Source organism: Enterococcus sp. HMSC076E04 (assembly GCF_001814285.1).
GTDB classification, from domain to species: domain Bacteria; phylum Bacillota; class Bacilli; order Lactobacillales; family Enterococcaceae; genus Enterococcus_B; species Enterococcus_B lactis.
This window is the reverse complement of the sequence record NZ_KV815574.1, coordinates 16,349-27,660: the sequence shown is the minus strand read 5'-3', so window position 1 is coordinate 27,660 and position 11,312 is coordinate 16,349. Positions and strand designations below refer to the sequence as shown.

12 protein-coding genes and 1 pseudogene are annotated in these 11,312 nt (G+C 42.1%); 9 read left to right on the top strand and 4 right to left on the bottom strand.

The window, feature by feature from the left end:
* Positions 1 to 183 precede the first annotated feature (183 nt).
* The 4 genes from tcrY (at position 184) to tcrB (ending at position 5,679) form a co-directional block, all read left to right on the top strand.
* The gene (gene tcrY, locus HMPREF2961_RS02230) at positions 184 to 639 is read left to right on the top strand and encodes a copper-responsive transcriptional repressor TcrY (RefSeq protein ID WP_002294574.1); all 456 of its coding nucleotides are present in this window, start codon (positions 184 to 186) and stop codon (positions 637 to 639) included.
* 12 nt (positions 640 to 651) lie between these two features.
* Complete coding sequence (locus tag HMPREF2961_RS02225) at positions 652 to 3,117, top strand: heavy metal translocating P-type ATPase (RefSeq protein ID WP_002335388.1); 2,466 nt, start codon at positions 652 to 654, stop codon at positions 3,115 to 3,117.
* Positions 3,118 to 3,201: 84 nt separating this feature from the next.
* Positions 3,202 to 3,408: a copper chaperone TcrZ gene (tcrZ, locus tag HMPREF2961_RS02220; protein WP_002335389.1), complete on the top strand. Its 207-nt coding sequence runs from the start codon at positions 3,202 to 3,204 to the stop codon at positions 3,406 to 3,408.
* A 138-nt stretch (positions 3,409 to 3,546) separates the two neighbouring features.
* Complete coding sequence (tcrB, locus tag HMPREF2961_RS02215) at positions 3,547 to 5,679, top strand: copper-translocating P-type ATPase TcrB (RefSeq protein WP_002335390.1); 2,133 nt, start codon at positions 3,547 to 3,549, stop codon at positions 5,677 to 5,679.
* A 174-nt stretch (positions 5,680 to 5,853) separates the two neighbouring features.
* On the opposite strand, the gene HMPREF2961_RS02210 is transcribed toward tcrB, so the two are convergent.
* Both HMPREF2961_RS02210 and HMPREF2961_RS02205 read right to left on the bottom strand, forming a co-directional pair.
* Complete coding sequence (locus HMPREF2961_RS02210) at positions 5,854 to 6,456, bottom strand: TIGR01906 family membrane protein (protein WP_025479482.1); 603 nt, start codon at positions 6,454 to 6,456, stop codon at positions 5,854 to 5,856.
* Between the two features lie 49 nt (positions 6,457 to 6,505).
* Entirely contained in the window at positions 6,506 to 6,712 is a 207-nt protein-coding gene (locus HMPREF2961_RS02205) for a hypothetical protein (protein WP_002328836.1), read from the bottom strand.
* Between the two features lie 316 nt (positions 6,713 to 7,028).
* Between HMPREF2961_RS02205 and HMPREF2961_RS15610 the strand changes: the two genes are divergently transcribed.
* From HMPREF2961_RS15610 to HMPREF2961_RS15310, 5 genes and pseudogenes are all read left to right on the top strand, one after another.
* Positions 7,029 to 7,259 (top strand): hypothetical protein, encoded by a 231-nt coding sequence (locus HMPREF2961_RS15610; RefSeq protein ID WP_002328835.1) that lies wholly within the window; start codon positions 7,029 to 7,031, stop codon positions 7,257 to 7,259.
* Positions 7,260 to 7,283: 24 nt separating this feature from the next.
* A complete protein-coding gene (locus tag HMPREF2961_RS15605; RefSeq protein WP_225589974.1) occupies positions 7,284 to 7,421 on the top strand; it encodes a M23 family metallopeptidase in 138 nt (45 codons plus the stop codon).
* A gap of 43 nt (positions 7,422 to 7,464) precedes the next feature.
* Positions 7,465 to 8,304, top strand: coding sequence for a prolipoprotein diacylglyceryl transferase (lgt, locus tag HMPREF2961_RS02195; protein ID WP_002328834.1), 840 nt, complete (start codon positions 7,465 to 7,467; stop codon positions 8,302 to 8,304).
* Positions 8,305 to 8,348: 44 nt separating this feature from the next.
* Positions 8,349 to 8,582, top strand: a complete 234-nt coding sequence (locus tag HMPREF2961_RS02190) for an SHOCT domain-containing protein (protein WP_002328833.1) — start codon at positions 8,349 to 8,351, stop codon at positions 8,580 to 8,582.
* A 61-nt stretch (positions 8,583 to 8,643) separates the two neighbouring features.
* A pseudogene (locus tag HMPREF2961_RS15310) lies at positions 8,644 to 9,039 on the top strand (NusG domain II-containing protein).
* Positions 9,040 to 9,127: 88 nt separating this feature from the next.
* On the opposite strand, the gene HMPREF2961_RS02180 reads toward HMPREF2961_RS15310, so the two are convergent.
* Entirely contained in the window at positions 9,128 to 10,537 is a 1,410-nt protein-coding gene (locus HMPREF2961_RS02180; protein WP_002335392.1) for a sensor histidine kinase, read from the bottom strand.
* The gene (locus tag HMPREF2961_RS02175; RefSeq protein ID WP_002328830.1) at positions 10,534 to 11,217 is read right to left on the bottom strand and encodes a response regulator transcription factor; all 684 of its coding nucleotides are present in this window, start codon (positions 11,215 to 11,217) and stop codon (positions 10,534 to 10,536) included. Before HMPREF2961_RS02175 ends, HMPREF2961_RS02180 begins: the two co-directional genes overlap by 4 nt.
* Positions 11,218 to 11,312: the final 95 nt, after the last annotated feature.

Sequence of the window (11,312 nt, the reverse complement as noted above, 5' to 3'; positions counted from 1 at the left end):
ATAACAGCCTAAGATATTTGGAGTTCAGAGAGGGCGCGTTTGATTTTCAAACTTCGCAACAGAACCTAAAAAATAATAAATCACAAATTATTCATTTACATAAACTCTTGACAATAATCGTTTACTAGTGTAAACTCTATTTAGCATTAATGCTTACGCGCGTAAACGAAAGGGGGAGAGAATATGAGTACTATAGCTGTAGACCTTCATATAACCGATGCTGAATGGGAAGTTATGCGTGTAGTCTGGGCGAATGGTCGAGTGACTAGTAAAGAAGTCATTTCTACATTGGGAGAGAAAATGGACTGGAAACAAGCGACAACCAAAACGCTCTTAGGTCGACTCGTGGAAAAAGGCGCACTGAATACAGAACAAGAAGGTAGAAAATATATTTATTCGGCAAATATCGAAGAGAAAGAAGCGGTAAGAAGTTTTACAAACGATATTTTCGATCGTATTTGTCGAAAGAATGTCGGGAATGTAGTAGGGAGTATCATTGAAGATCATGTCTTAAGCTTCGATGATATCCAGCGACTAGAAGAAATATTAGAGATGAAAAAAGCTTTCGCAGTAGAAGAAGTGGATTGTCAGTGTACAGAAGGGCAATGCGAGTGCCATTTACATCATCATGGAGAATAAGGAGCGAGAAAATTGGAGAATAAATCGTTTGCCATAGAAGGTATGACCTGTGCGTCTTGTGCGCAGACAGTAGAAAAAGCGGCAAAAAAAGTACGTGGGGTCACACAGGCTTCCGTGAACCTAGCAACAGAGAAGTTAAGTATAGAGTACGATGAACCAACTTTTTCGGTAGAAAATCTACAAAAAGCGGTGGATAATTCAGGGTATGAACTGATTGCCCAAGAAGGAACGACGCAAACCTTTGCAATTGAAGGGATGACCTGTGCATCCTGTGCACAGACAATTGAAAAAGCTGTCGGAAAGTTGTCGGGCGTAGATAAAGCTTCAGTCAATTTAGCGACAGAAAAAATGCAAGTTTCTTATAACCCGTCAGCAATTTCAGTATCTGATGTGACTGGTGCTGTATCCAATAGTGGTTATGCAGCCGTATTAGAAACAACTGAGACTCAAGATAATTCACGAGCAGAGAAGCGTGAGAAAAAAGAAAAAAGAATGAAGCAACTTTCAAATCGTTTTGGGATATCCATTATATTTACAATCCCTTTACTAATTATATCCATGGGTCCAATGGTCGGTATGCCTCTACCAAATATCGTTGACCCAATGATAAATGCATTTAATTTTTCTCTTTTACAACTTATTCTGACTTTGCCGATAATGGTAGTAAGCTGGGAATATTTCCAGAAGGGATTCAAAACCTTATTTAAAGGTCACCCAAATATGGATTCCCTGATTGCCCTTGGTACCGCGGCCGCTTTTGTATACAGTCTGGCAGCGACGATCGGGGCTGGCTTAGGTTACGGGAACTTTTCAGATTTACTTTACTATGAAGTGACTGGAGTTATCTTAACTCTTCATACGTTAGGGTTATTTTTAGAAGAGCGATCAAAGGGGCAAATGTCCTCAGCGATTGAAAAATTAGTCAACTTGGTTCCTAAAACAGCTCGAGTGATACGTAATGGTGTGGAACAAGAGATTACTGTGGACGAAGTCGCTTTAGGAGATGTTATTCGAGTTCGTCCGGGAGAAAGTATGCCTGTAGATGGTGTTGTTGTTGAGGGACGCACTTCAGTCGATGAATCAATGCTGACAGGAGAAAGTATCCCCGTGGAAAAGGAAAGTGGAGACGAGGTTATTGGGGCTAGTATCAATAAAAATGGTTCCATTGATTACCGCGCGACTCGAGTGGGAAGTGATACAACTCTATCTCAAATCATAAAATTAGTAGAAGATGCTCAAGGGTCTAAAGCACCCATTGCTCGAATGGCCGATATCATTACCAGATATTTCGTACCGATTGTTATAGCATTAGCCGTTTTAGCAGGGATTGCTTGGTTAATTGCAGGTCAATCTGGAATATTTATTTTATCCGTTATCATAACAACCCTTGTCATTGCTTGTCCATGTGCCTTAGGTTTGGCGACTCCAACAAGTATTATGGTTGGAACCGGAAAAGGGGCAGAGCATGGTGTCTTGATAAAAAGTGGTGAGGCGTTAGAAACCACTCATAATTTAGACACGATTGTATTTGATAAAACAGGGACACTGACAGAAGGTAAACCTATCGTGACGGATATTTTGGTAACTCCTCTTATTACTAAAGAAAATCTTTTATATTATGCAGCTTCTGGTGAAACAGGTTCTGAACACCCATTAGGCGAAGCCATCGTACAAAAATCAAAAGAAGAGAACATGACATTAGCTAAACCAGATCATTTTGAAGCGATTCCTGGACACGGGATTCGAGTTGAAATTGAGGGCAAAGATATGTACATTGGAAACCGTAAACTGATGCTAGAGCAAAAGATTGATTTATCAAGCATGGAAAAAGAATCCAATCGTTTAGCAGACGAAGGAAAAACACCGATGTATCTCTCTGTTGATGGAGAACTAGCTGGAATTATCGCAGTAGCTGACACACTCAAGGAAAATAGTATGAAGGCTGTTAAAGAACTTAGAAGACGCGGTGTTGAAGTAATCATGATTACTGGAGATAACAAACGTACAGCCAAAGCGATTGCTAAGCAAGTGGGTATAGACAGTGTATTAAGTGAAGTATTACCTGAAGATAAAGCAGAGGAAGTCAAAAAACTACAAGAGGCAGGCAAGAAGGTAGCGATGGTTGGAGACGGCATTAACGATGCACCCGCATTAGCTCAAGCAGATATCGGTATTGCAGTTGGATCAGGTACAGACGTGGCGATTGAATCGGCTGATATTGTCCTTATGCGTAATGATTTAACCGCTGTATTGACTGCGATTGATTTAAGTCATGCAACGCTACGAAACATTAAACAAAACTTGTTCTGGGCTTTTGCTTACAACCTTGTAGGTATTCCAGTCGCGATGGGTCTCTTGTATATTTTTGGCGGACCATTGATGAGTCCAATGTTTGCGGCAGTCGCCATGAGTTTCAGCTCCGTATCGGTCTTGCTCAATGCTTTACGGTTAAGACGATTCAAACCAGCAGTTGTTTAGAAAACACGTAGCTTATCTGGGATTTAAACTTCTTCCTATTCTAATAATAGGAGAAGATAAAAAAATAAAAAGGGGAATAGAATAATGAAAAAAGAAGTCTTATTAGATGGCGTAAAATGTGCAGGTTGTGCCAATACAGTGCAAGAAAAATTTTCAGCTATTGAAGGGGTTGAATCTGTAGAGGTTGATTTAGCGACTAAAAAAGCAGTACTTGAAAGTCAAACAGAGATTGATACCGAAACGCTCAATGCTGCTTTAGCAGAAACTAACTATTCAGTATTAAGTGTATAAAGTACGAATACCATTTATTCATAGATAGTAGATAGAGATAAAATATAGAACCCTTTTCATGAGAATTATATGCAGTGTTAGATGAGAAAGTTCTAAAATTTTAAAATCAGTCTCTAATATAATAAGGAGGAATTAAAAATGAGGAATAACAAAAAGCATTCGTCACATAGTCATCATAATCACGGCGACATGGATCACTCAAAACACGACCATAATGAAATGGAACATAGTCAGATGGATCACAGCAAGATGAATCATAGTGCGATGGATCACAGCAAGATGAATCATAGTCAGATGGATCACAGTGAAATGGATCATGGCGCAATGGGAGGGCATGCCCACCACCATCACGGTAGCTTTAAGGAGATTTTCTTGAAGTCACTCCCATTAGGAATTGCAATCTTACTCATTACTCCTATGATGGATATTCAGTTGCCTTTCCAAATTATCTTTCCTTATGCAGACGTTGTAGCAGCTGTATTGGCAACAATTCTATACATTTATGGCGGAAAACCATTCTACATGGGTGCGAAAGATGAGTTTAATTCAAAAGCTCCAGGCATGATGTCCTTGATTACTTTGGGAATAACGGTTTCTTATGCCTATAGTGTTTACGCAGTGGCCGCTCGATATGTAACTGGAGAACATGTCATGGACTTCTTCTTTGAGTTTGCAACGTTAATTTTAATCATGTTATTAGGACACTGGATTGAAATGAAGGCATTGGGTGAAGCAGGGGACGCGCAAAAAGCATTGGCTGAGTTGGTGCCGAAAGATGCTCATGTTGTTTTAGAAGACGATTCGATTGAGACGCGCCCTGTGTCTGAACTTCAGGTTGGAGATGTTATCCGTGTTCAAGCAGGAGAAAATGTTCCAGCTGATGGTATCATTATTCGCGGAGAATCCCGTGTAAACGAAGCGCTTGTGACTGGGGAATCGAAACCAATTGAAAAAAATCCCGGAGATGAGGTCATCGGTGGATCAACCAATGGTGGCGGAGTCCTCTATGTGGAAATAAAGCAGACGGGCGATAAGTCCTTCATTTCTCAGGTTCAGGCATTAATCAGTCAAGCTCAAGGCCAATCTTCTCGAGCAGAAAATCTTGCACAAAAAGTTGCAGGATGGCTCTTTTATATTGCGGTTATTGTAGCGCTTATTGCCCTTGTTATATGGATGATTATCGCTGATGTACCAACGGCAGTTATTTTTACAGTCACCACATTAGTTATTGCTTGCCCGCATGCCCTGGGTCTGGCTATTCCATTGGTGACTGCTCGTAGTACCAGCTTAGGGGCCAGTCGGGGATTATTAGTGAAAGACCGGGACGCTTTGGAGTTGACTACAAACGCAGATGTTATGGTTTTAGATAAAACTGGAACTTTAACAACTGGTGAGTTTAAAGTATTAGATGTTGAACTCTTTAATGATAAATATACGAAAGATGAAATCGTTGCCTTATTGTCAGGTATCGAAGGTGGATCTAGTCACCCTATCGCTCAGTCAATTATTAGTTACGCAGAACAGCAAGGGATACGTCCAGTAAGTTTTGATTCGATTGATGTTATTTCTGGCGCTGGTGTAGAAGGTCAAGCTAACGGACATCGTTATCAATTAATCAGTCAAAAAGCATATAGACGTAATCTGGATATGGATATTCCAAAAGGAGCAACCCTCAGTGTCTTAGTAGAAAACGACGAAGCAATCGGTGCTGTAGCTTTAGGGGATGAATTAAAACCGACAAGTAAAGACTTAATACAAGCCCTTAAAAAGAACAAGATTCAGCCGATTATGGCAACGGGTGACAATGAAAAAGCAGCTCAAGGAGCTGCAGAAATTTTAGGTATTGATTATCTAGCTAATCAATCTCCTCAAGACAAATATGAATTAGTTGAAAAACTTAAAGCAGAAGGAAAGAAAGTTATCATGGTCGGTGACGGGGTCAACGATGCACCTTCTCTTGCATTAGCAGACGTTGGTATAGCTGTTGGTGCCGGAACTCAAGTAGCATTGGATTCAGCCGATGTCATCTTGACACAGTCAGACCCTGGCGACATTGAATCCTTTATCGAGTTGGCTCAGAAGACCACACGTAAGATGAAAGAAAATCTTGCTTGGGGAGCAGGGTATAACTTTATCGCGATCCCAATAGCTGCAGGAATACTAGCACCAATTGGCATAACATTAAGTCCAGCAGTCGGTGCCGTCTTGATGTCACTTTCGACTGTAATTGTTGCCATCAATGCTATGACATTGAAATTAGAGCCGAAATAAAACGAAGCAGGAACGAAAAAAGCACTGGCTGGTTTGACCCCCTTCCAGAATCGGGTCAGACCAGCCAGTATGCTGTATAAGGAAAATCATAGATCGATAAATTTTCGATAAAAACAGGGCTCCCATGCTTTCGATGGAGAGCCCTGTTTTTCTTATGAACCATAACCTTTTTAATCAACGGCTTGGGGCAGAGATTCGATATTTAGTAGTGAAGTACCCCAGGATTAGGAAGACTTCGATTAATCCAAAGGCCAAGAGGAAACTGTGCATAAAGAACTCGGCAGGTAAAGCTAAGATAATAGGATCAGTAGTGGCATTGAAGAGCCAGGCGTCATTGTTAAAGAAAACTTGATGGAACAGCACGAACAGCGTGTCGAAGCTAACCAGGAGAGCCAAAAGAATAGCAAGGGGAATAAGGGTTCCCCGGCGGAAGTAGAGCAGGAGCTGCCAAGATTGTTGTATCCTATTCAGATACCGCACAAATCCAAACGTGCCTACGCCGGAAAACAATAGGATTAGGTAATCTAAGGCAAAGAGTTTTTTTACTTCAACAAAGTGGAATAGCCCACGCGCTGAACTGGGAAAATCCGGCATGTTAAGTTCTGCTATCCAAGGCATATTCAGGTAATTCAGGAGGATGCGGTAATTTGTTGAAATCTGTTCCTTTGGCATTTTAAGCGTTTCCGTTATTTCCAAATAATCGATGTCAAACGAATAGAGCGGCGTAAAGTTGATGGTGACGGCGATGGAAAGGGAAAGGATGAAAAGCGAAATCATGATGAATCCAGTTATGGAGAATATTTTTTGCCTCAAAACAGCAGCCCCCTTACCATTCTCTTTGGTTTAATCGGGCTTTCGTGTCACTCAGCTCTTCCCTTAATTGCTGGATTTCATCTTCCAGACGCTTTTTATCCTCCGCGTCGCCGGTATGGTCATGTCCTTTATGGTTATGACCGCCATGCATACCAGGCATGAGAAACATCATGAGCATGTGTCCAACCACCATCAGTACCACAAATATAATTGTTTCCATCTTCAACACTCCTCTTTTATTTTTATGCCAATGCTACAAACGAAATAGATTATGAATGGCAAACCCTGAAACCAGCAAAAATCAAACCAAATGAGTGAGAACAAAGATTATTTCTCATCTTCTAGATAAGAATAACAAAAAATTATGTGATTCTTATGGAGATGGGGCAACTCCATAAAATCTACATAATTCATTGGTATAGTCAATAAAAGTAAGAAAGGAGGTTCCTGTCTCATATAGTTGTAACGGTATAATGATTGAAATAACAGGCAACATTCGTTAACATTCGTCACCTGGCCTGAAACTAGGAGGACACATGGACAGAAAGCAGCTTGTCAAATTTATAAGTATCCCACTCTTATCGAGTTTGCTCATCCTTCCTATGGATGTAAATGCACGAAGTATTGAAGACCTGACACAAGAGAAAGAGCAGCTTGAGAAGCAACTGCGGGAATTAGATGGAGAAAGCACCAGCCAACAAGTAAAGTTGGATGGTTTAGAAGCAAGGAAGGAGCAGTTGCGAACAGGGACCATCGCACTTCAATAAAAAATTGATGCGCTCACCTTACAAATGGCAGGGCAACAAGTGACCCAGGGGCAAAAACTGGGCATCATGGGAACCACCGGAGATTCCACGGGCGTCCATCTTCACTTTGAAGTATACGAAAACGGAATCCAGGTCGATCCAGCGCCTTATTTGGGCTTATAACTATCGAACGGGATACAGAATGAAAATCAGTAAGGAGTAAGTTATGAAATCAATTGTCGGAACAATCGACCGCGTCGCGTTTTCCTTTGGCCCATTCACCGTCTACTGGTATGGGATTATCATTGGGGCTGCTATGTTGCTTGCCATCACACTTGCCTCTAAGGAAGGAAAGAAAAGAGGCTTGGGCGAAGAGGACATTACAGATATGGCAATGTGGGCTATCCCCCTTGGACTTATCGGAGCAAGAATTTATTACGTTCTTTTTCAATGGGAGTATTATATCAAGAAACCGCTTGAAATCATCGCCATTTGGCAAGGCGGCATTGCCATTTATGGCGGTTTGATTGCAGGGGGGCTGGCCGTGTACTGGTTCACGAAGAAAAAAGGGATCCCTTTTTCATTGATGCTCGATATACTGGCGCCCTATGTTCTGTTGGCGCAGTCCATTGGCCGATGGGGGAACTTTATCAACCAGGAGGCCCATGGGGAAGCGGTGACCCGCACCTTTTTGGAGAACCTTTACCTGCCAAAGTTTATTATTGATCAAATGCAAATTAATGGCACCTACTACCATCCGACATTCCTGTACGAGTCCTTGTGGAGCCTCTTAGGCTTTGCCATCATTATCATGTTGAGGAATCGGAAAAACTTGTTGCGACGAGGCGAAGTGGCCCTCAGCTATGTTATTTGGTATTCGGTGGGGCGCTTCTTTATCGAAGGTATGCGCACCGACAGTTTATGGATGGGTGATTTTTTAAGGGTGTCCCAAGGGTTGTCCCTCCTCTTGTTCGTTGGCGCCATCGCCATTTGGATTTACCGTAGACGGGATTATCCGCCAAAAGCCTACTATCTAAAAGGATGGAAGCTGAAGGAAGAGCACTAAATCACATGGGCCACGTCTAAAATATAGAGAGGAGCGTTTTTATCATGATGGAATATTGGAACAGCTTGACATGGGGCGGAATGGGGTACATGATGTTTATGGGAATATTTTGGATCATCCTAGTGATTATTGTGGTGTATCTTTTCATTAAACTTGTTTCCGATAAGGGGAATCGGACGGTTGAAAAAGAAACGCCTTTGGAGGTCCTACAAAAAGAGTTTGCCAAAGGAAACCTGACAGAAGAGGAATACCTGAAGCGTAAAAAGCACTTGGAGTAAACTGCTGACGAGAAGATAAATAAAAAAAGGAGGAAAAATAATAATAACGAAGTACATAAAAATGGTAAAACCCTTTGATGTCGTTATTATCTTCCCCCTTATTGTTTTGTCTTTTTTACCGACGGCTATCTTTGCAGTCCAACAGACGAATAATGATAATAACAATGTTTACGCGGTTATCTCGATTAATGGCGAAGAGGTGGATCGTTTCCTGCTGACAGGAAATGAGGAACACAGACTCATTACCTACTATCCGGCACCCGGTAAATATAATATTGTCTAGATAGACGGCGAACGGATTCGAAATAAGGAAGACAACAGTCCGTACCAGATTGCGGTGCGAAGAGATTGGATTCAATCTCCTGGGGAGACGAGTCTCAATCTACCTCACCGATTATTAATTGAAATTGTAACTGAAAATCCAGAAGAGTCAGACATAGATGTGCTGGCTCAGTGAAAAAAGCAGAACCTTGCCAAACAAAATGTATCAAACTGCCAACAAATAGGGAAAAAAGAGGCACTCCACCATAATGGGAGTGCCTCTTTTATGCTTTTATGTGGCTTTCTAGCGGAAGACTGACAACAAAAGTCGTCCCTTTTCCGTATGTGCTTTCGACAGAGATGTTCCCATGGTGGGCGTTCACAATTCCTTTAACAATCGATAAACCAATCCCTTGGCCACCCAGTTTCCTGTTCCTAGAGGGTTCAGTCATATAGAACCTTTCAAAAACTTGATTGATTTCATTTGGAGGGATTCCTTGACCGGTATCGGTTATCTTAAAGGAAGCTACGCCACTAATTTGGGAAACCTGAAGATCAATGTGGCCACCGGAAGGGGTAAATTTAATTGCATTGTACAAGAGATTAGTTACCACTTGATGAATCTTATCTCGATCAGCAGAAATTAAAACCACTTCTCCGTTAATGGCACATTCAATGCCCTTCTCAATCAACAAAGCTTGAAAGGTGCCGGCAACTTGTTGCGTAAGTTCTAGCAAATCAAAGGATGACTTCTGCAGCTGGCTTTCATGGCTTTCAATTTCATTGATCCGATCAATTTGTCCAATCAGGCGGGCAATGCGGTTAACTTCCTCGTAACAGTGGTAGAGGCGTTCTTCCGATACTTCCCAGACCCCGTCAATCATGGCCTCAATATTGCCTTTCAAAGTCGTCAATGGTGTCCTGATTTCATGTGCGATGTCAGAGGAAAGGCGGTTACGAATCTCTTGTTGGCGTTGGAGTTGCCCAGACAATTCATCCACGGAATCCAAGAGGCTGTCAATTTCCTGAATCCCTGTTTCCTCAATCGCCAGGTGACTGTAGTGACCCTTCGCAATTTCCGTCGTAAAATTCTGTATTCTGACGATTGGTGAACTCAATTTTTTGGCAATCAATAACGCGAAAAATAAGGAGATAATTAGGGACCCAATCGCTACAAAAATCAAGTTGTTCCTCATATCGGCAAGGAATAACGCATCATGTTCCGTGTAAGCGAAAGGTCCAACGGATTGCACTTCGAGAGAACCGATTGGGTCTGTTTCGCTACCGAGGGGAACGATTGTCTGCACGTAGCCACTCTCTATATCGCCCATTATCTGCTCCATATTTAGGAGGTGGGTTTGAATCCTATTTTTTGACTCTTCTTCCTCTGAGGGAGAGGGGCCCCATACTTGGTTGCCAGCATGGTCATATACTTTTAGGATGATGCCTTTCTGGAGAGCATCGCGTCCAATATTTTGGATTGTTGGAGGGGCATCTGCCCAAGTACCCGTTTTCCGATAGAAGTTTTCTAACTCAGTCTGGTATGCTGTTAACTCTGATTCTTGCCTTTCGCGCACATAGTCTTCGAAGTGGCTTTCCATTAAGTTTAGTGTTATCCAGCTGAAGGTCCCCACTAAGATAAAGGACAGAGAAACAAACGAGAGCAAGAGTTGCCATTTAATGGTTCGCTTCATTTTTGACCACCAAATCGATACCCCGTTCCATATGCGGTTAAGATGAAGTAGGGGTTGCGCGTGTCGTCCTCAATTTTTTGACGAATATTTTTGATGTGGGTATCGATCACCCGATCCGTTCCATCAAAATCGAGTCCTTTCACAGCGTCCAGCAGCTGTTCCCGTGAAAATAGGCGCTTTGGATGTGAGGCCAGAAGGGCTAATAAAGCATACTCGGTCGGGGTCAAAATGATTTCTTCAGCTTGTTTGAATACTTGTTTTCGATCCGGGTAGATAACCAGCAAACCTTCTTCGAAAGACCACTTTTCTTCTCGGTATTCTGGTTGGACACGGCGTAAAACGGTTTCGACCCGAACAACCAGCTCTTTCGGGCTGAATGGTTTTGTGATGTAGTCATCAGCCCCCAGGCTTAACCCTTCCAAGATATCTTTTTCGGCTGTTTTCGCAGTCAACATGATAATCGGTACAGTGGAGGAGTCCCTTATTTTTTTACAGACTTCGAGGCCAGATAAACCAGGCAGCATGAGATCCAACACAATCAAATCAGGTTGGACAACATCAACCTTTGTTAAAGCCTCGTTTCCGCTCAAAGCGCGAAACACTTGATAGCCTTTTGCACTCAAATAGGCTTCCACGATATCCAGAATGCTTGCTTCGTCGTCCACAATTAAAATCTTCACGTAATCTTTCTCCTCCAATTTCGTTGGTATCTTCATTCTACTAAAACTTGACCCATCATGTCCCGTGTGTTTTTAATCTCCCAAACTTCCTTTTC

Bases quoted from the DNA above. Each gene is read 5' to 3' on its own strand.
- tcrY (WP_002294574.1), top strand. From the start codon at position 184: ATGAGTACTATAGCTGTAGACCTTCATATAACCGATGCTGAATGGGAA.
- tcrZ (WP_002335389.1), top strand. From the start codon at position 3,202: ATGAAAAAAGAAGTCTTATTAGATGGCGTAAAATGTGCAGGTTGTGCC.
- tcrB (WP_002335390.1), top strand. From the start codon at position 3,547: ATGAGGAATAACAAAAAGCATTCGTCACATAGTCATCATAATCACGGC.
- HMPREF2961_RS02210 (WP_025479482.1), bottom strand. From the start codon at position 6,456: ATGATTTCGCTTTTCATCCTTTCCCTTTCCATCGCCGTCACCATCAAC.
- HMPREF2961_RS02205 (WP_002328836.1), bottom strand. From the start codon at position 6,712: ATGGAAACAATTATATTTGTGGTACTGATGGTGGTTGGACACATGCTC.
- HMPREF2961_RS15610 (WP_002328835.1), top strand. From the start codon at position 7,029: ATGGACAGAAAGCAGCTTGTCAAATTTATAAGTATCCCACTCTTATCG.
- HMPREF2961_RS15605 (WP_225589974.1), top strand. From the start codon at position 7,284: ATGGCAGGGCAACAAGTGACCCAGGGGCAAAAACTGGGCATCATGGGA.
- lgt (WP_002328834.1), top strand. From the start codon at position 7,465: ATGAAATCAATTGTCGGAACAATCGACCGCGTCGCGTTTTCCTTTGGC.
- HMPREF2961_RS02190 (WP_002328833.1), top strand. From the start codon at position 8,349: ATGATGGAATATTGGAACAGCTTGACATGGGGCGGAATGGGGTACATG.
- HMPREF2961_RS02180 (WP_002335392.1), bottom strand. From the start codon at position 10,537: ATGAAGCGAACCATTAAATGGCAACTCTTGCTCTCGTTTGTTTCTCTG.